The organism is Acinetobacter sp. BHS4 (genome assembly GCF_018454425.1).
In the GTDB taxonomy this organism is placed as follows: Bacteria; Pseudomonadota; Gammaproteobacteria; order Pseudomonadales; family Moraxellaceae; genus Acinetobacter; species Acinetobacter pittii.
This window is the reverse complement of the sequence record NZ_CP075323.1, coordinates 794748-814683: the sequence shown is the minus strand read 5'-3', so window position 1 is coordinate 814683 and position 19936 is coordinate 794748. Positions and strand designations below refer to the sequence as shown.

22 protein-coding genes are annotated in these 19936 nt (G+C 38.7%); 10 read left to right on the top strand and 12 right to left on the bottom strand.

Going from position 1 to position 19936, the window contains the following annotated elements; genetic code table 11:
• Positions 1-24: 24 nt before the first annotated feature.
• The 5 genes from KIP84_RS04015 to sdhC all read right to left on the bottom strand — a co-directional run bounded on the left by KIP84_RS04015 (position 25) and on the right by sdhC (position 3776).
• The gene (locus tag KIP84_RS04015; protein WP_002116082.1) at positions 25-153 is read right to left on the bottom strand and encodes a hypothetical protein; all 129 of its coding nucleotides are present in this window, start codon (positions 151-153) and stop codon (positions 25-27) included.
• 283 nt (positions 154-436) lie between these two features.
• Positions 437-1147 carry a succinate dehydrogenase iron-sulfur subunit gene (locus KIP84_RS04010; protein ID WP_002116292.1) on the bottom strand — a complete coding sequence of 237 codons (711 nt, stop codon included), beginning with the start codon at positions 1145-1147 and terminating at the stop codon, positions 437-439.
• Between the two features lie 14 nt (positions 1148-1161).
• Positions 1162-2997 carry a succinate dehydrogenase flavoprotein subunit gene (sdhA, locus tag KIP84_RS04005; RefSeq protein ID WP_002116225.1) on the bottom strand — a complete coding sequence of 612 codons (1836 nt, stop codon included), beginning with the start codon at positions 2995-2997 and terminating at the stop codon, positions 1162-1164.
• A gap of 12 nt (positions 2998-3009) precedes the next feature.
• Positions 3010-3375, bottom strand: a complete 366-nt coding sequence (gene sdhD, locus KIP84_RS04000; protein WP_000833672.1) for a succinate dehydrogenase, hydrophobic membrane anchor protein — start codon at positions 3373-3375, stop codon at positions 3010-3012.
• A complete protein-coding gene (gene sdhC, locus KIP84_RS03995; protein ID WP_075384165.1) occupies positions 3375-3776 on the bottom strand; it encodes a succinate dehydrogenase, cytochrome b556 subunit in 402 nt (133 codons plus the stop codon). The genes sdhD and sdhC overlap by 1 nt, the downstream gene beginning before the upstream one ends.
• A gap of 474 nt (positions 3777-4250) precedes the next feature.
• Between sdhC and KIP84_RS03990 the strand changes: the two genes are divergently transcribed.
• Together KIP84_RS03990 and gltA are read left to right on the top strand one after the other, a co-directional pair.
• Entirely contained in the window at positions 4251-4376 is a 126-nt protein-coding gene (locus KIP84_RS03990) for a hypothetical protein (protein WP_081038721.1), read from the top strand.
• Between the two features lie 343 nt (positions 4377-4719).
• Positions 4720-5994, top strand: coding sequence for a citrate synthase (gene gltA, locus KIP84_RS03985; protein WP_002116327.1), 1275 nt, complete (start codon positions 4720-4722; stop codon positions 5992-5994).
• Positions 5995-6068: 74 nt separating this feature from the next.
• On the opposite strand, the gene KIP84_RS03980 is transcribed toward gltA, so the two are convergent.
• On the bottom strand, positions 6069-6554 hold the full coding sequence (locus KIP84_RS03980) for a DUF1289 domain-containing protein (RefSeq protein WP_199986084.1): 486 nt from the start codon (positions 6552-6554) through the stop codon (positions 6069-6071).
• Positions 6555-6665: 111 nt separating this feature from the next.
• Between KIP84_RS03980 and KIP84_RS03975 the strand changes: the two genes are divergently transcribed.
• Positions 6666-7598 (top strand): rhodanese-related sulfurtransferase, encoded by a 933-nt coding sequence (locus tag KIP84_RS03975; protein ID WP_213689364.1) that lies wholly within the window; start codon positions 6666-6668, stop codon positions 7596-7598.
• A 125-nt stretch (positions 7599-7723) separates the two neighbouring features.
• Here KIP84_RS03975 and KIP84_RS03970 read toward each other — a convergent pair whose 3' ends face one another.
• Both KIP84_RS03970 and KIP84_RS03965 read right to left on the bottom strand, forming a co-directional pair.
• Complete coding sequence (locus tag KIP84_RS03970; protein WP_002116105.1) at positions 7724-8248, bottom strand: YecA family protein; 525 nt, start codon at positions 8246-8248, stop codon at positions 7724-7726.
• A gap of 74 nt (positions 8249-8322) precedes the next feature.
• Positions 8323-8529 carry a hypothetical protein gene (locus KIP84_RS03965; RefSeq protein ID WP_002116495.1) on the bottom strand — a complete coding sequence of 69 codons (207 nt, stop codon included), beginning with the start codon at positions 8527-8529 and terminating at the stop codon, positions 8323-8325.
• Positions 8530-8884: 355 nt separating this feature from the next.
• Here KIP84_RS03965 and rpoD point away from each other — a divergent pair, with 355 nt between their 5' ends.
• From rpoD to KIP84_RS03935, 6 genes are all read left to right on the top strand, one after another.
• Complete coding sequence (rpoD, locus tag KIP84_RS03960; RefSeq protein ID WP_002116414.1) at positions 8885-10771, top strand: RNA polymerase sigma factor RpoD; 1887 nt, start codon at positions 8885-8887, stop codon at positions 10769-10771.
• Positions 10772-10868: 97 nt separating this feature from the next.
• Positions 10869-11156, top strand: coding sequence for a DUF493 domain-containing protein (locus KIP84_RS03955; protein ID WP_002116017.1), 288 nt, complete (start codon positions 10869-10871; stop codon positions 11154-11156).
• A 202-nt stretch (positions 11157-11358) separates the two neighbouring features.
• Complete coding sequence (lipB, locus tag KIP84_RS03950) at positions 11359-12012, top strand: lipoyl(octanoyl) transferase LipB (RefSeq protein WP_213689363.1); 654 nt, start codon at positions 11359-11361, stop codon at positions 12010-12012.
• An 81-nt stretch (positions 12013-12093) separates the two neighbouring features.
• Complete coding sequence (locus KIP84_RS03945) at positions 12094-12627, top strand: hypothetical protein (RefSeq protein WP_005072911.1); 534 nt, start codon at positions 12094-12096, stop codon at positions 12625-12627.
• 1 nt (position 12628) lies between these two features.
• A complete protein-coding gene (locus KIP84_RS03940) occupies positions 12629-13813 on the top strand; it encodes an iron-containing alcohol dehydrogenase (protein ID WP_057070529.1) in 1185 nt (394 codons plus the stop codon).
• 265 nt (positions 13814-14078) lie between these two features.
• Positions 14079-15464 (top strand): APC family permease, encoded by a 1386-nt coding sequence (locus tag KIP84_RS03935; protein WP_014207482.1) that lies wholly within the window; start codon positions 14079-14081, stop codon positions 15462-15464.
• A 37-nt stretch (positions 15465-15501) separates the two neighbouring features.
• Here KIP84_RS03935 and KIP84_RS03930 read toward each other — a convergent pair whose 3' ends face one another.
• On the bottom strand, positions 15502-16062 hold the full coding sequence (locus tag KIP84_RS03930) for a flavodoxin family protein (RefSeq protein ID WP_005064539.1): 561 nt from the start codon (positions 16060-16062) through the stop codon (positions 15502-15504).
• Positions 16063-16179: 117 nt separating this feature from the next.
• On the opposite strand from KIP84_RS03930, the gene KIP84_RS03925 reads away from it, so the two are divergent.
• Positions 16180-16560 (top strand): helix-turn-helix domain-containing protein, encoded by a 381-nt coding sequence (locus KIP84_RS03925; RefSeq protein WP_002116344.1) that lies wholly within the window; start codon positions 16180-16182, stop codon positions 16558-16560.
• A gap of 64 nt (positions 16561-16624) precedes the next feature.
• Here KIP84_RS03925 and KIP84_RS03920 read toward each other — a convergent pair whose 3' ends face one another.
• From KIP84_RS03920 to serS, 3 genes are all read right to left on the bottom strand, one after another.
• A complete protein-coding gene (locus tag KIP84_RS03920) occupies positions 16625-17098 on the bottom strand; it encodes a tRNA (cytidine(34)-2'-O)-methyltransferase (protein WP_002116042.1) in 474 nt (157 codons plus the stop codon).
• Between the two features lie 43 nt (positions 17099-17141).
• Positions 17142-18515, bottom strand: coding sequence for a siroheme synthase CysG (gene cysG / locus KIP84_RS03915; protein WP_068929414.1), 1374 nt, complete (start codon positions 18513-18515; stop codon positions 17142-17144).
• Positions 18516-18582: 67 nt separating this feature from the next.
• Complete coding sequence (serS, locus tag KIP84_RS03910) at positions 18583-19854, bottom strand: serine--tRNA ligase (RefSeq protein ID WP_005072887.1); 1272 nt, start codon at positions 19852-19854, stop codon at positions 18583-18585.
• Positions 19855-19936: the final 82 nt, after the last annotated feature.

Sequence of the window (19936 nt, the reverse complement as noted above, 5' to 3'; positions counted from 1 at the left end):
CTAGAGAGAAAACTCCATAGGTAATTAATGAATCACAACGCCCTCAATGGCATCATCACTCACCTTATACTCGATTAAAACCGAGCAATTTTTTGCAAATCTTTTTAGAAAAATTAACTTTAAAATTAACTTTTCTAAAATGACTTTAACCATAAAAATTAAGCACAGATCTAAGATCGTGCTACTTAAATTAATTTCACTAGTATACGCTTTTTTCACCTATAACTTTGTGGCAAATCGTATCATGTTCTTAAACAACGATTGATTTTTTTGACACATACCACCTATAAATTGGCGAAATACATAAGCGATTTTATCTTTTAATATATGGTGCAATATATAAAATCCTCGCTCTTTTCGACCAAAGTCTAAAGTTTACATTATAAAATTAAAAAAAAACGCACATCAAGGATGCGCGTTTTCTATTTGTGCAGAATTAACCCGCTTGATCTAATAGCATGTTACGGATGTGACCGATTGCTTTAGTCGGGTTTAGACCTTTAGGACATACTGACACACAGTTCATAATACCTTTACAACGGAACAAACTGAATGGATCGTCAAGACGAGCCAAACGATCTGCAGTAGCAGTATCACGAGAGTCGATAATAAAACGGTATGCATTCAACAATGCTGAAGGACCCAAGAATTTATCAGGGTTCCACCAGAATGATGGACATGAAGTTGAACAACATGCACAAAGAATACATTCATACAAACCATTTAAGTGTTCACGCTCTTCAGGAGACTGTAAACGCTCTTTAGGTGGAGCTGGTTGGTTATTGATCAAGAATGGCTGAATTTTGTCATATTGATCATAGAATTGGTTCATATCAACAACCAAATCTTTAACAACCGGCAAACCTGGTAATGGACGAATTACAATTTTCTCAGGCAGGTCGTTTAAATTCCATAAACAAGCCAAACCATTTTTACCATTAATGTTTACACCATCCGAACCACAAATACCTTCACGGCATGAACGACGGAACGTTAATGATTCATCTTGAACCTTCAAAGCAAGTAATGCATCAAGCAACATACGGTGCTTATCAGTCAATTCAAGCTTGAAAGTTTGCATGTACGGCGCTTTATCCTTATCAGGATCATAGCGGTAGATTTCGAATGTACGAGTACCTCTACTCATCTTTATACTCCCGATTAGAATGTACGTGGTGCTGGTGGAATTGCATCAACAGTCAACGGTTTGAAGCGTACTGGCTTATATTCCAAACGGTTATCTGATGAATACCATAAAGTATGCTTCATCCACTCATCATCACGGCGACCGTATGAATAAGTTGGGTGATCAGCTGGCAATTCATAATCAACTACTGTATGCGCACCACGACACTCTTTACGCGCAGCAGCTGAAATTAATGTAGCTTTTGCAACTTCATATAAATTTTCAACTTCAAGCGCTTCAACACGTGCAGTGTTAAACACTTTAGATTTATCTTTCAAGTGAATGTTGCGCACACGTGGTTCAAGAGCAAGAATCTCTTTAACACCTTTATCAAGCAAAGCTTGAGTACGGAACACACCAGCGTGGTCTTGAACGATATCACGAATCGCATCAGCAACTTCTTGTGCATTTTCACCAGAAGTTGATTCATCCAACTTACGTACGCGATCTAAAGTTTGCTCTAATACATTTGTTGGAAGTGGCGCATATTCATCACCATGATGCTTAGTTACGTAGTCGATAATGTGCTCACCAGCAGCTTTACCAAATACAACCAAGTCAAGAAGTGAGTTAGTACCTAAACGGTTCGCACCATGCACTGATACACAAGAACATTCACCAATTGCATAGAAACCTTTTACAGGTTTAGTGTAGTTGTCTGTACCTGCTTCAGGTAAACACACTTGACCATGCATATTTGTAGGAATACCACCCATTTGATAATGGATTGTTGGTACTACAGGAATTGGTTCTTTAGTGATGTCAACGTTCGCGAATTTTTTACCAATCTCAAATACAGATGGTAAACGCTTCATGATTGTGTCAGCGCCCAAGTGAGTCATATCAAGTAAGATATAATCACCTTTTGGACCACAACCACGACCTTCTTTAATTTCTTGGTCCATAGAACGTGATACGAAGTCACGTGGAGCCAAGTCTTTTAAAGTTGGTGCATAACGTTCCATGAATGGTTCGCCGTCTTTGTTACGAAGGATCGCACCTTCACCACGACAACCTTCAGTTAACAATACGCCTGCGCCTGCAACACCCGTAGGGTGGAATTGCCAGAATTCCATATCTTGTAATGGAATACCAGCACGAGCAGCCATACCAAGACCGTCACCAGTGTTGATATAAGCATTTGTTGATGCACGGTAAACACGACCAGCACCACCAGTAGCAAACAATGTTGCTTTTGCTTGGAATACTGCGATATTACCAGTTTCTTGGTCAATCGCTGTTACACCAAGAACATCACCTGCTTCGTTACGGATCAAATCAAGCGCGATCCATTCAACGAAGAACTGAGTACCCATTTTCACGTTGCTTTGATAAAGCGTGTGTAATAATGCGTGACCAGTACGGTCAGCAGCAGCACAAGCACGTGGAACTGGTTTATCACCATAGTTCGCAGAGTGGCCACCGAACGGACGCTGGTAAATTGTACCATCAGCGTTACGGTCAAACGGCATACCCATGTGTTCAAGTTCATACACAACTTTTGGTGCTTCACGACACATAAATTCAATTGCGTCTTGGTCACCTAACCAGTCAGAACCTTTTACCGTATCGTAAAAGTGGAAATGCCAGTTATCTTCTTGCATGTTACCTAACGACGCACCGATACCGCCCTGAGCAGCAACTGTATGTGAACGTGTTGGGAAAACTTTAGTAAGTACTGCAACTTTCAAACCTGCTTGAGCAAGTTGGTAAGATGCACGCATACCAGAACCACCACCACCAACGATAACTGCATCGAAAGTGAGGTTTTGAATATTTGAATAATCTTCTTTAGGGGTTATCGCGCCCATGATATCTTCCTATCAATTCGCCCAGAAAATCTGGATACCCCAGATTGCGTACACAAACACTGCAATAATGACAGCCGTCGTCAGTACAAGGCGTAAACCTTTCGCTGAAGGACCCATTTGACGAGTAGTGACATAGTCAGTGAAAACTTGCCACATACCAATCCATGCGTGTGCGATAAGCGATAAAATTGCCAATAAAGAAAAAATCTTCATTGGTAATGTCATCATGAAGCCAGCCCACTGTTGATAGTCAAATCCACCTTTGCAGAGAATCCAACCAAAAAGAACAACAGTATAAGCTGCTAATACAACCGCACTTACACGCTGGATAAACCAATCACGAGAACCTGAACCAGTTAAACCTGTAGCACTTTTCATTAGAACATAATCCATACAAAGGCTGCGATAATGGCTACCACAGATAAGATCAATGAAATTGTCGCTGCAATACGACCACTTTGCAGTTCTTCAGCAAAACCTAAATCTGCAAGTAAGTGCTTAACTCCAGCAATAAAGTGGAATATCAAGCCGGCTGCAAATACCCAAACAACAAAACGTACAAGGATATTTCCAAAAACGACATTTTTAACGTAGTCAAATCCTTCTGGTGAAGATAATGATTTATCTAGAATCCATAAGAGAACTGGTACTAATAAGAAAACGATGACACCTGATAAACGGTGTAAAATTGATGCAATAGCCACGGGTGAGCGTAAATTTACCGCTAACACCTGACCCATGGACAAATTGACAGGTCTGTTGCTTTTCACAGCGGGCATCCTGTAGGTAGAAACTCCGACCGGAGTTTGTTGAATTAATTCCAAGGAAAGCTGGCATTGTTAGGCAAGCACAGCTCATGCCTAACCTATAAACGACACTGAATTATAAAACGCGAAGTATCAAAATACAAACAATCCACTTTGCCATTTCAGCAAAAAACCATTAAATAAGAATCATTCAAAACAATATTACATTATTAGGTCAATAAAAAAACCACACCTACATACATCATGTCCTTGTTTAAAATAACTTTTTATTTAATTTCATTTTTTCTGAAATTTCTTTTAAATAAGCCGATTTTAGACTAAAGATAAAGTTATAAATTCCTCATATCAATAGAAAAATGATCGCAATACCCTCCTATTTTCAATGTGAGCCACATTTCAAATAAGTGAACAGACTTATATTTCAGATAGATATTAAGCGATCTATACTCATTTTTCGAAAGTGAATTTCATTAAAAAACAGTTCTTATGATTTTAAAGTCGTCTGATGAGCTATTTTTTATACAATTAAACTTAAAAAAAGAACAATATTCTTTGTTACAACTAAATAAAAATACCATTTTTTTTGAGTATAAATTTGAAATTACATTATGAGTTTTATGATTTTTTTAAGCGGATTGGCATTTTCTACCGTCTTATTATTCTGAATTGCAATTTATAAATTTGCTTACAATTGTACTCATCCTTCATTTTTTTTCTGCACGTTCTTGTTGAATTGACTTATTATACCATCCCGATGCAGTGATTTTACTGACTTTTTTGCTCGGGTCTTGATGACTAACTCTCTGTGGGAACGTCATTTTTTATCCATAAGTATAATTGACAAAATTTCAGTACTCACTAATCTTATAGCAAATTTTGACACCGTCTGATTCGCACATGAGAACATTAGGATTTCGAGTCAGATCAACATTCACCAGGACAGGAGATCTATTGAATGTCTGAAGCAAATGGCAAAAAAGCCGTATTACATCTTGATGGCAAAGAAATTGGATTACCAATCTACAGTGGCACTTTAGGTCCAGATGTAATTGATGTCAGCAGCATACTGAAAGAAGGTCATTTTACTTTCGATCCTGGTTTTATGGCGACAGCCGCATGCGAATCTAAAATTACTTTCATTGATGGTGACAAAGGTATTTTATTACACCGCGGCTACCCAATTGATCAGTTAGCAACTCAAGCAGACTACCTTGAAACTTGTTATTTATTATTAAATGGCGAGCTCCCAACTGCTGAACAAAAAGTTGAGTTTGATACGAAAGTACGTGCTCACACTATGGTTCACGATCAAGTTAGCCGTTTCTTCAATGGTTTCCGTCGTGATGCTCACCCAATGGCAATCATGGTTGGTGTTGTAGGTGCATTATCTGCGTTCTATCATAACAACCTAGATATTGAAGACATCAATCACCGTGAAATCACTGCAATTCGCTTAATTGCAAAAATTCCAACGCTTGCTGCTTGGAGTTACAAATACACAGTAGGTCAACCATTCATCTATCCACGTAACGATTTAAGTTATGCGGAAAACTTCTTACATATGATGTTTGCTACTCCTGCTGACCGTGATTACAAAGTTAATCCTGTTCTTGCTCGCGCAATGGATCGTATTTTCACGCTTCATGCTGACCATGAGCAAAATGCATCTACATCTACAGTACGTCTTGCTGGTTCTACTGGTGCAAACCCGTATGCATGTATCTCTGCTGGTATCTCTGCACTTTGGGGACCTGCTCACGGTGGTGCAAACGAAGCAGTTCTTAAGATGCTTGATGAAATCGGTAGCGTTGAAAACGTTGCAGAGTTCATGGAAAAAGTTAAACGCAAAGAAGTTAAGCTTATGGGCTTCGGTCACCGCGTTTACAAAAACTTCGACCCACGCGCTAAAGTAATGAAGCAAACTTGTGACGAAGTTCTTGAAGCTTTAGGTATCAACGATCCTCAATTAGCACTTGCTATGGAACTTGAGCGTATCGCATTGAACGACCCGTACTTCGTTGAGCGTAAACTTTACCCTAACGTAGACTTCTACTCAGGTATCATCCTTAAAGCGATTGGTATCCCAACAGAAATGTTTACTGTAATCTTCGCTCTTGCTCGTACAGTTGGTTGGATCAGCCACTGGTTAGAAATGCACAGCGGCCCTTACAAAATCGGTCGTCCTCGTCAGCTTTATACTGGTGAAACTCAACGCGACATCAAACGTTAATATTCGAAAGAAAATTAATGAAAAAAAGCTGCCAAAAGGCAGCTTTTTTATTTACGTCTTTTTCTACTCTAGACTTATTCTTCTTCATACATAGTTAACAAGTGATGGCTAATTCCATCTGCTCGCAACCAAGCCAACTCATAGCTCGCTTTAGCCAACGCTAAAACACGTCTTTCAAACTCAACCCATATTGTTTTGACTTGAGACTCCGAAATACCCAAACCACTCTCGTGTGCTAAATGTTTATTTTTTTCACATATTTTTAAGGCATGGTAAAGCTTACGGCCCTGGCTCGCCCCTTCCATTAACCGAACACGCTTACTTAAAATAAAGCCCTCAACATGCTGTAAGTCTACATGAGGCAGCATCGGTACTAAGATTTGATTCAATTGATCATCTAAACGCTTCCATACAGCCAAACGCTGCTCTGCCGTATAAGTGTTCCATTGAATCACCTCGTGGTTAAAACGGCGACAACCACGACAAACCTGATCACCAAAAACTGTTGAACAACGCCCTGCACATGGGGTGAGAGAGAGCGTTCGATGATCATTACTCAAAACAAACTCCTTAAATAAACCATATACTTTTTATGGTTTTCTCGCTTATTACAAATTTTCGCGCTAAAATATGCGCCTTAAATTTCTATCTTAATACATTTGGAGTTTTCCATGAACGCTACTGTAGAACAGCTTGCACCTGTAGAACAGCAAGCGACCGCAGGTTGGGTTGTTGCAGCACTATATCAATTTAAAGAAGTTCAAGATCCTGCCGATCTTCAACAACGTTTATTAGACTTAGTGAAAACAATTAACCTCTGTGGAACTCTGATTGTAGCAGGTGAAGGAATTAATGGTACTGTTGCTGGTGATCGCTTAGCAATTGATACACTACATCAATTTTTGCTCAATGAAGGCTTTAGTGCTATGGAATACAAAGAATCCCATAGTTCTGACAAACCTTTCCGCAAAATGAAAATTAAACTTAAAGAAGAAATTGTGACTTTAGGTGTTGAGGTTAAACCTCGTGACTTAGTCGGTCACTATCTTGATCCTAAAGAGTGGAATGATTTAATCGCACGTGATGATGTAATTTTAATCGACACACGTAATGATTACGAATATAAAGCGGGTACATTTAAGGGCGCAATTGACCCTAAAACTGAAACATTCCGTGAGTTTCCAGAATACGTTAAGAAAGAATTAGAGCAACATAAAGACAAAAAAATTGCGATGTTCTGTACTGGTGGTATTCGCTGTGAAAAATCAACTTCTTTACTTCTTCAAGAAGGATTTAAAGAGGTTTACCATCTTAAAGGCGGTATTCTTAAGTACTTAGAAGAAACCCCTGCTGATGAAAGTTTATGGGAAGGTGAATGCTTCGTATTTGACGGACGTACTGCTGTAACTCATGGTGTAGAGGAAGGCGTGAATATTAAATGTCATGCTTGCGGTTGGCCTTTAACTCCTGAAGAGTCTGCTCTACCAAGTTACGAACACGGTGTTTCTTGCGTTTATTGCATCGACAAGACCACCGAAAAGCAAAAAGCTGGTTTCCGTATGCGCCAGTCACAAATTGCTGCTGCAAAGCGTAAACGTCTATAAAACTATAAAATAGTTTTCAAAGGGCACTTAGATTTCTAACTGCCCTTTTTTTATTTTATATCACTTAATTTTTCGTAATAAAAAACGCCCTAGAAAGGACGTTATTTATTATTTCTTCTAATAAATTAATTTGGCGTATGATACATCAAGTATAATTCATTCAAATTATCTGGGATTTCTTCTGCCAGCTCATCCATTAACTGTCCATTACGACGGAAAGATTCCATCTGTGGATCTTCTTCATCAATTCCACTAAACACCATCATTGGTAAAGTTAAATCAATTAATTGTTCTTCATATTCAGGTGCAAACCATGCATCTTCATTTAAGAACATCGCATCAACAAATCCAACACTCCAGTCGCCTAAGCTAGACTCAACATCAGCTTCTTCAATTTCAAACGGAAATTCAATTCCATTTTCATTTGCTAAGTCTTGTCGAATTGACTCTAACCACGCTTTGATCTGCTGAATAATTTCGGCAGGGACTTTTTTATGGTTATTATCAAATAATTCATCTAACCAACGATCAAACTGAGGGCCTACTGCAATTGCACACAGAAAACCATGAGTTGCAGCGAAATCCAGACCATACTCATTGTGGTCTCCATCTAGATATTCACTTAATTGGTCTAAATCTAACGCACTCATTGTGTTACCTGACTATAAAAAAGAACTCTACGATAGCATAGCATCTAAGCTGACGATGCCCTATTCAGATTTGATTAGTCTTCATCATCAAGATCATCATCGTCTAAATCGTAATCAAAATCTTTTAACTCACGCTCTAAACGGCGTTGAGCCAATAGATCATCAATTAATCTACGTTTTTCTAATGATTCTTTCGCAGTGATTTTGCCTGATGACTCATCAAAACCGACATCATCATCATCACCGTAGTTATCATCTAATTCAAAATCTGTAGAAGACACTAAAACTACCTCTAATGAAAAAATGTGAATGGGTCTAGCCGCTATTTATCTTGGTTATTAAATCGTGTCAAGTTTTATTTATATTTTTTTCATTAAACTGCATATTTGTACTTTTTTTCACCCAAAAAATTGTGTATTTATAAAGCTGAACTATTTTTTTGATCAAAAAAAATTCTATGATTTTTTCGATGATTTAAGCTTGAAAAAAATGATTTTATCCCAATATTCAAAAAACAGACGTGAATTCAAAGATTTTTTATTTAACGGTTACTGATCAAAGCCAAAACATTTCAAGCAAATTGTGCTATCATGCACGGTTTTTCACTGCCACAGATTCAACAAAGAGTAAGCAAAGATGAGCGATATGCATTCCCCTACTTCTCAAGTAGCGGCTCTGATTAGCCGAGGCAAAGAACAAGGTTACTTAACTTACGCTGAGGTTAACGATCATCTGCCGGACTCGATTACTGAAAGCGAACAGATTGAAGACATCATCCAAATGCTTCAAGACGTTGGTATTCCTGTACACGAGCGTGCACCTGAATCTGACGATACCATGTTCGGTGAGTCGGCTGACGCAACTGATGAGGTTGCTGAAGAAGAAGCTGCTGCCGTACTTGCATCGGTTGAAAATGAGCCTGGGCGTACGACAGATCCTGTACGTATGTACATGCGTGAAATGGGTACAGTTGAACTGTTAACCCGTGAAGGTGAAATCAGCATTGCCAAACGTATTGAAGAAGGTATCCGTGATGTCCTTAATTCAATTGCTTACTGGCCAAATGCTGTTGAAGTTGTATTAAAAGAATATAATGATTTTTTAACTGGCGAACGCCGTCTTGCAGATATTTTATCAGGCTACCTCGATCCTGAAACTGATGAAGATATTCCAGAAGTTTTAGAAGAAGTTGAAGAACTTGAAGAAGAAGACGAATCATCTTCAAAATCAACGAAAGAAGTTAAGCTTGATGATGACGATGAAGAAGAAGAGTCTGAAGGTGATGATGACTCTGAAGGTGATTCAGGTCCAGACCCTGAAGTTGCAAAAGTTCGTTTTACTGAACTAGAAGCTGCTTGGGCTAAAACAAAAGCTGTTGTTGAAAAACATGGTCGTAACAGTCCAGAGGCTGAAGAAGCTTTAGAAGCTTTAGCTACTGTGTTCATGATGTTTAAATTTACACCACGTTTATTTGACATCATCTCTGAAATGATTCGTGGTACACATGAGCAAATTCGTGCCAATGAACGTGAAATCATGCGTTATGCAGTACGTCGTGGCCGTATGGACCGTACTCAATTCCGTACATCTTTCCCTAAACAAGAATCTAATCCAGCTTGGTTAGATGAACAAATTGCTAAAGCCCCTGCTGAAATCAAGGCACATTTAGAAAAAGTTCGTCCAGATGTTTTAGCATTCCAGCAAAAAATTGCAGATATTGAGAAAGAACTTAGTTTAAGCGTTGCTGAAATTAAAGATATCTCGAAGCGTATGGCAATTGGCGAAGCGAAAGCACGCCGTGCTAAGAAAGAAATGGTGGAAGCCAACCTCCGTTTGGTAATTTCAATTGCGAAAAAATATACCAACCGTGGTTTACAGTTCCTTGACTTGATTCAAGAAGGGAACATTGGTTTGATGAAAGCCGTAGACAAGTTTGAATACCGTCGTGGTTATAAATTCTCGACTTATGCAACTTGGTGGATTCGTCAGGCGATTACTCGTTCGATTGCCGATCAGGCTCGTACAATCCGTATTCCAGTACACATGATTGAAACGATTAACAAGATCAACCGTGTATCTCGTCAATTGTTACAAGAAATGGGCCGTGAACCAACACCTGAAGAATTAGGTGAACGTTTAGAAATGGATGAAGTTAAGGTTCGTAAAGTACTTAAAATTGCTAAAGAACCGATTTCGATGGAAACACCTATTGGTGATGATGAAGATTCACATCTTGGGGATTTCATTGAAGATCAAAACATCACTTCTCCAATTGATGCTGCGACTTCAGAAGGCTTAAAAGAAGCAACTCGTGAAGTATTGGAAAACTTAACTGAACGTGAAGCAAAAGTATTAAAGATGCGTTTTGGTATTGATATGCCAACCGATCACACACTTGAAGAAGTTGGTAAACAATTTGATGTAACGCGTGAACGTATCCGTCAGATTGAAGCGAAAGCATTACGTAAATTACGTCACCCTTCTCGTTCTGAACACTTACGTTCTTTCTTGGAAAATGACTAAGTTTTGAAAGCTTGAAATTTCAAAACCAAGCCCCATTTAATAGAAAGAGCTATAAACGCCTGCGATAATGCAGGCGTTTCAAATCATGAGGTAACTTATGTTAGACCGCACTCCATCTCGCGAACTACAAGAACATCTTTGGGTATTTCCGATGGATTATCCAATTAAACTTATTGGCGATGCGGGTGAAGAATTACGTGTTGCTGTAGTCGATATTTTGGTAAAACATTTTCCAGACTTCGACCACTCAACATTAAAAGTTCAAGAATCTCGCACCGGTAAGTATCATTCTTTAACAGCACAATTGCGCTTTGAAGAATTGGAACAAGTTCATGCACTTTATGCTGACTTGGCTGCTTGTCCGCAGATTAGAACTGCGCTTTAATTTTAAGTTCTTCAATCAATACCACAGTCAAGCATTCTTACTGTGGTATTTTTTTGGAAATTTTATAACTTCCTTACCATGAAAAACCTTACAAATATTTAGAATTCCTTTTATAAAATCCTTTAAAATTACAAGGTTTTCGGCTTTTATCTAGTAGATATTAACTGGGCGCCGCATAAACTAATTATAGGAAGAGATTGTGATGAGCCTTGATAAACCTAATTTAATCATTCGGCAATGGAACGATTTACAAGATTATCAAAGCAAGTTTGAAACCATGAAACTCTTAACAAATGAGCGAGATCAAGATACGCCTGATGAGTTATGGTTACTTCAACATCATAATGTTTTAACTCAAGGCCAAGCTGGTAAACCTGAACACATCTTAATTTCATCAGATATTCCTATAGTGCAAACTGACCGTGGTGGACAAGTGACGTGGCATGGACCCGGTCAACTTGTGGCTTACTTCATGTTTGATCTTAATCGTCTAAAATGGAACGTACGCACATTGGTCAGTTTTGCTGAACAATTCATGATAGATGTTTTAAAAAAATACGGAATTGAAGCGTATGCTAAGCCTGATGCACCAGGAGTATATGTAGATGGCCGTAAGATTGGTTCCTTAGGTTTTAAAATTCGTCGTGGTCGTAGCTACCATGGGTTAGCGCTAAATCTGGACTGTGCTTTAGATGGTTTCCAGACGATCAATCCTTGTGGCTACGCTGGTTTAGAAATGGTGCGTATACAAGATTTGGTGACTCCTTATCCATCATTCACTCAACTTTGCCAAGACTTTATTGAGTATATTAAGAACACTGGATACTTTAATGACCCAGAAGTCAAAACTGAATAAATCGCTTTGCGATGAAATAAAAATGGATTAGAGTAATTACTCTAAATTTGCTTTTGCATAATTTTAACAAGGGATACGCGAGTGATTTCGACAAAAGCTGTAAAGCCTACTCTGCAACTTGCCTACGTTAAGCTCATGATGGATGTTGTTGGTCGTGGCTTAGTCATGGCAAGTCAAGTGGACACTGAAATACAAGAGGAAGTATCTAAATTTCCTGTTCACTTTGTACTTTCAATGAATGTTTTCCCAAATGGACCAGCATTTTTTGCTCGAGTCACAGAAGACAAACAGTTAGAGCTACTCAAAAGAGCTGAAAGAAAGCCAGACTTAACTATTACATTCAAACATGTAACTCATGCTTTTTTAGTATTTTCTTTTCAAGAAAGTACTGCCCAAGCATTTGCTAATGACCGAATGATTGCTGATGGTGATGTATCTGCTGCCATTCGCTTAGTACGCTGTCTAAATAAAATGGAATCTCTTATTTTACCTAAATTGGTTGCGTCTCTTGCAGTCAAAGAATACCCAACCGAACTCACCCTAAAAGAAAAATTCAACGAAGCTGCAAATATTTACTTAAAAGTAGCTAAGTCCTATTTCAAGCGGAGCGCATAACATGGCTAAACCATATTACGAATTCTTTTGTCCTGTAAAAGTCATTGCTGGTAATGCTGCGTTAGAACATATTCCGTTTGAACTTGCGACTTTAGGTGCAAAACGCCCGCTCATCATTACAGATAAAGGTGTGCGCGCAAATGGCCTACTCAACCCGATTGAAGCTGCGTTCAGTACGACTGATGCTGTCATTGGTCATGTGTTTGATGATGTTCCACCAGACTCAAGTTTAGAAGTCGTTCGTCTTGCCGCAGAAGCTTATCGCGAGAATAAATGCGATGCGATTATTGCTGTAGGTGGTGGTTCAGTTATCGATACTTCTAAAGCAACTAACATTTTAGTGTCTGAAGGTGGAGATGACTTACTTCAATATTCTGGTGCACACAACCTACCAAAACCATTAAAACCATTTTTCGTAATTCCGACTACATCAGGTACGGGATCTGAAGTGACTATGGTTGCCGTGGTTTCAGATACGCAAAAGAATGTTAAATTGGCATTTGCTTCTTATTACTTAATGCCACATGCAGCGATTTTAGATCCACGCATGACACTTACATTGCCACCTCATTTAACTGCAATGACAGGTATGGATGCCTTAACACATTGTGTTGAAGCATATACATGTATGGCTGCCAATCCACTCAGCGATGCTTATGCAAGTGCTGGAATTAAAAAGATTAGTGAAAACCTATTTAATGTCCTAGAAAACCCAAATGACTCACAAGGTCGTTTAGAACTAGCACAAGCCTCTACAATGGCAGGTATTGCATTCTCAAACTCAATGGTAGGCCTTGTACATTCCTTAGGTCATGCTTTAGGTGCTGTTGCTCACCTGCCCCACGGTTTATGCATGAATTTATTCTTACCGTATGTGCTTGAATATAATAAGCAGGTAAATGGCCAGAAAATTGGTGAATTACTATTGCCGTTAGCTGGTGCTGATATCTATGCACAAACTCCAGCAACTCAACGTGCAGACAGAGCGATTGCAACAATTTTAGCAATGCGTGATCGTTTATTTACTTTAACCAAGTTACCACGTACTTTACGTGAAACTGGCAAAGTAACGGAAGCACAGCTCGATGAAGTTGCAGAAAAAGCACTAAATGACGGCTCAATTATTTACAACCCTAAAGAAGCAAGCCTAAAAGATATCCGAGAGATCTTACAAAAGGCATGGTAATTCGATAGGTTAAACTCGAGACTTAAATCTAAAGACCTGATTTTTATATAAAATCAGGTCTTTTTTATCACTGTGAATTTTTATTCATCTTTTTATTTGGAAATATGGCAAAAAATTTGCTAAAAAATCGATGAAAGTACTGACAATTTGCATCAATTTAGGATAGATTGGCGCACTTTATCTTTTTCTGTAGGGGGGATCGTTCGTCTCAAACGATCCTTAACACCAAGCTGATCCTTGATCAACGATTATGAGGATAACGCCGTTGACAAATTTATCTGGGACTAAACCAACAGCTAAACTTCAAAAGAATCTTGTGCTTTGGCACATTATTATTATTGGTTTAGCTTATATTCAGCCATTAACGTTATTCGATACTTTTGGTTTAGTATCAGAGCGAAGTGGCGGTCATGTACCAACTTCCTACATCTTTGCATTAGTCGCAATTTTATTAACATCGATCAGTTATGGACATATGATTAAGCGCTACCCTTCTTCTGGGTCAGCTTATACGTATGCTCAAAAATCAATTCACCCTAATGTTGGTTTTATGGTGGGTTGGTCTTCTTGGTTAGACTATTTACTGTCACCGCTTGTTAATATTATTTTGGCAGATATTTATCTAAGAGCTCTTTTTCCAGAGGTAAATAACTGGTTATGGGTGATTGGTTTAACCACCCTAATGACTGTTATTAACTTATTTGGTGCACGATTTGTCGCACGCTTTAACAGTACGATCGTTATTATTCAGCTTGGCGTAATTTTTTATTTCGTTTATCAGGTATACATTTTACTCACTCAAGGTGTATATGCAGATGGAACTTTAAATCCGGATAAAGCTGCCTTGTGGTCATTAACTCCTTTTTGGAACGACATGACATCTGTAAGTGCTTTAATTGCTGGTGCAACTGTACTCTGCTTCTCTTTCACAGGGTTTGATGCCTTATCTTCTCTTGCTGAAGAAACAAAAGATGCAGAGAAAACGCTGCCAAAAGCTATTTTTACGACAGCATTACTTGCAGGTATTATTTTCATTGTAAGTACTTACTTCATCCAATTATATTTCCCTAGTAACCCAAATACTTACTTCAATCCTCTGGATGAATCACAGCCTGTGATGGTTGCTGCGATTGGTAGTATTGCGTTTAAAACTTTGGTTTTATATTTTGCTGTAGTTGCTGTTATGGCATCAGGTATTTCTGCTCATGCTGGTGTATCTCGTTTAATGTATGTAATGGGACGTGACGGCGTAATCAATAAGAAATTATTTGGTCATATTAGTCCAAAATTACATACTCCAACTTACAACATTCTTATTGTAGGTGTAGTTGCCTTATCTGCTGGTTTCTTAGATCTTGAGCATATTGTCAACTTAATTAGTTTTGGTGCTTTAACCGCCTTTAGTTTTGTTAACTTCTCTGTTATTTCTCGCTATGCATTAAGAGATGGCAAGAACAAAACGTTTAAAGACATCATCAACTATATTGTTATACCAACACTTGGTTTTGCCAGTGTGTTTATGATGTGGCTAGAAATTGATAAGCTTGCCTTACAAATTGGCTTAGCTTGGGCCGTTATTGGTGTAGGTTATTTGGCCTACAAAACCAAAGGTTTCAAATATAATGCTCCACAGCATAATGAACACGAATAATAAAAAAGGCGCTTAAAGCGCCTTTTTTATTATCAAATTAACCAAAAATTTTGTTCACAATATTTTGTACACGTTGAGCATAGAGTTTCGCTGTTTCAAGGTCTCCAGCAGGGACTTCCTCTACACTTGCATCAGAAGGCGATTGAACTAAAAGTCCAACTGAACCACCTAAGTTATTTACATCTTCACGTGTTGCATCTTTTGTATTCGCTGGTAATAAACCAAGGCTTACCCAAATTCCACCATGTTGCGATGCTAAAGTCTGTAATTGAATAAGCGTAACCTGCTTATCCCCATTTAAGCTCGCGCTGTTTGTGAAGCCTGCAAATACTTTATCTTGCCAACCACGTGTAAACCAAACTTTTGAAGTTGCATCAGCAAACTTTTTAAACTGCCATGGTGCTGTACCCATATAAGTCGGAGCACCAAAAACAATCCCCTTCGCATCATTTAATGTCTGCCAATCTTGCTCAGTAATATTACCTTCTTGATCAATTTGGATAAGCTGAGCATTAATTTCGTTTGCAAACGTTTCAGCCACTACTTTAGTGTGGCCATAACCAGAGAAATATACAACCGCGATATTAGAGTTAGACATGGGAGCAAACCTTTGTTTTATTAAATTCCACTTTATGATATATTTTAGAAACTAGGTGTCAATTAGTTACTAACTGGTAACTATGGTAATTTTTTAAGAAATTAGCAGGTAAATAGTATGAATGAATGTCTAAAATATAATGTTTTTCAACAACATTGCCCTGCTCGTTTATTTTTTGAAAAAATTGCAGATAAGTGGGTTTTATTAATTTTAAATGTGCTTGAAGAGGAAACTCAGCACTTCAACTTGCTCAAAAAGAATATTCAAGGTATTTCGCCTAAAGTCTTATCACAGAAGTTAAAAATGCTGGAAAGAGATGGTTTTATTGAGCGTAAAATTCAGAATACGTCTCCTATTCGTGTTGATTACTCACTCACTTCTCTGGGGCAAAATGTCGCTTCAATGGCATTCCAATTAAAGGAATGGGCCGAAACCAATATTGAACAGGTTTTAGCAGCCCAAATGACTTATGATGAAAAAGTGCTAGAACAGGCTTAATTGGAGTTATATAAAAAAAATAAGGCCACAACTGTGGCCTTATTTTTATTTAAAAACTATTAACTTATCCTAAGTTTTTAAAACCCTGCTGGCGCCATGCTTCATAAACAATCACAGCCGTTGCATTAGATAAATTTAAACTTCTTGAGTTTTCAGCCATCGGCAAACGAATCCACTGTTCTTGTGGAAACATCAAGCGAACATGCTCAGGCAAGCCGCGTGTTTCTGGCCCCATCAGTAAAGCCACAGGTCGATTCAAATCAACTGTATGCGGAGTTGCAGAACCTTTAGTGGTGAGTGGAAAAACATGCTCGACTCCTTTAGCTTTCAAGTCAGCAAGGCAAAGTTCTATGTTGTCCCAAATTTGCATACGTGCCCATTCATGATAATCAAGGCCTGCTCGTTTGAGCTTTTTATCATCTAATTCAAAACCTAAAGGCTTGACCAAATGTAACTGTGCACCAGTATTAGCACATAAACGAATGATATTGCCTGTATTGGCAGGAATTTCAGGCTCGTATAGGACAACATGAATCACAAATTTTCTCGACTTTAATAACCAGCAATAAACTCAAATGAACTTATTGCCATTTTAACTGTTCACGTAAATTCACCACTTCACCAATAATGGTTAAAGTCGGTGCTACGATATGATGTTCAGACACTTTTGTTGCGATATCAGCTAATGTTCCAACTACAACTTTCTGGTCTGGTGTGGTTCCTTTAGAGATTAAAGCTACCGGCATATCAGCACGTTGACCATGAGCAATAAGTTGCTCACAAATGCGTTCTAAACCAACTAGCCCCATATATAAAACCAAAGTTTGATTTTCATAAACCAACTCATTCCAAGGAAGTTCAGGTGAACCTTCCTTTAAATGCCCAGTCAAGAAACGAACACTTTGTGCATAATCACGATGTGTTAATGGGATACCCGCATAAGCTGAACAGCCTGATGCTGCTGTTATACCAGGTACAACTTGGAAAGTGACATTCGCCTCAACGAGCTCTTGAATCTCTTCACCACCACGTCCAAAGATAAATGGATCACCACCCTTTAAACGACAAACGCGCTTTCCTTTTTGAGCATATTCAACCAGTAAAGCATTAATGCCATCTTGAGGAACAGAATGATTTGAACGGGCTTTACCGACATAAATTTTAGTCGCATCACGACGGCAAAGCTCTAAAATGGGCGCAGAAACAAGACGATCATAAATCACAACATCAGCTTGCTGCATAAGACGTAATGCTTTTAGTGTTAGTAACTCTGGATCACCCGGTCCAGCGCCTACCAAATAAACTTCACCTTTAGGTGCAGTCCATTCTGTTAAGGCTTGCTGAATCAAACCATTTGCAACTTCTAAGTTGTCATTAAAAACCTGTTCTTTTAATGGGCTAGCATAGAGATTTTCCCAAAAAATCCGACGCTCATCTGGATTGGGAATTTTTTCTTTTACCTGCTTACGCCACTGACCAGAAAACTCAGCCAACTTACCCATGCCATGCGGAACAATTGTTTCTATTTGAGTACGAAGTTGTCTTGATAAAACTGGTGATGCACCATTTGAAGCGACAGAAATAATTAACGGAGAACGATCAATAATAGCTGGAACCATAAAGCGACAATGTGGAATATCATCAACACTATTGACCAATAAATTACGCGCTTCGCATTGTTCAAAAACAGCTTTATTCACTTGCGCATCATTAGTTGCAGCAATCACCAATCGATATGGTGTATTTAATATTTTTTCAGCAAAGGACCCGGCAAAATACTCTCCGCCTGTCGTTTTGACTAACTGTAAAAGCTGCTCTTCAATTGCAGGAGCAATAATATCGATTACTGCTCCCGCTTTGGCTAAAAGGTTTGCTTTGCGCAATGCAATATGCCCACCACCCACAATCAGACAATGTTGCTGTTGCAACTTTAAAGAGATTGGAAAAATATCCACCTTAAACCTCTACATTAATCATCTGATTTGGGTTAAGCAAAAACCGTGCACAATTTAGATGCAAAGCTTAGTCAATAAACGTTGCACCACCCATATATGGGCGTAATACTTCTGGAATCTCGATAGAACCGTCTTCACGTTGGTAATTTTCCATTACAGCAAGCAAAGTACGTCCAACTGCCAGACCTGAACCATTTAGTGTGTGCACCAATTCGGTCTTCTTTTGATCCATTCTGTAGCGTGCTTTCATGCGGCGTGCCTGAAAATCACCCATATTAGAGCAGCTAGAGATTTCACGATAAGTATTTTGGCTTGGAACCCAAACTTCTAAGTCGTAAGTCTTAGTTGCACCGAAGCCCATATCCCCACCACAAAGCAAAATTTTGCGGTATGGTAAACCTAGTGCCTGCAAAATGCCCTCAGCATGTGCAGTAAGCTCTTCAAGTGCTTGCATAGATGTTTCAGGTTTAACGATTTGCACCATCTCAACTTTATCAAATTGGTGCTGACGAATTAAACCACGGGTATCACGTCCATAAGAACCAGCTTCACTACGGAAACATGGCGTATGCGCTGCATATTTTAAAGGCAAACGTTCGGTATCAATAATCTCATCACGAACGAAGTTAGTAACTGGAACTTCTGCTGTAGGGATGAGGTAATATTCTTTTTCACCTTGAAGTTTGAATAAATCTTCTTCAAATTTTGGCAACTGACCAGTACCACGAAGTGAATCAGCATTGACCAAATAAGGCACGTAAGCTTCTGTATAGCCATTCTTTAAAGTATGGGTATCAAGCATGAACTGTGTTAATGCACGTTGTAGGCGTGCTAAAGAACCTTTCAATACGCTAAAACGTGAACCAGTCAATTTAGTAGCGGTTTCAAACTCTAAACCACCCATCCACTCACCTAAATCAGTATGATCTTTGATTTCAAAATCAAACTGACGAGGCGTACCCCATTTTGAGATTTCAACGTTATCATCTTCATCTTTACCAGCAGGAACAGACTCATCTGGTAAGTTAGGAATACTCAACGCTTTTTGTTCAATCTCGTTTTGTAACTCTGACAAAGCAACTTCAGCAGCTTTGATTTCGTCGCCAATGGCTTGCATACGCGCCATGATTTCAGAAGCATCACCACCGGATTTTTTAATCTGACCCACTTGTTTTGCACCGGCATTACGTTCTGCCTGCAATTTTTCAGTTTTTGATTGCAAATCTTTACGGCGAGTTTCTAAAGAAGCCCATTCTTGAACATCTAATTGAACACCGCGTTTTGCCAAAGCCGCATTAACGGCTTCAATATTATTTCTGAGTAACTTAGGGTCGATCATAATCAATCATAATATGGGTAAAAAACTGGCTATAGTGTAAGGCCTTAACACTAAAAAATATAGTGATCATCTTCATAACGAA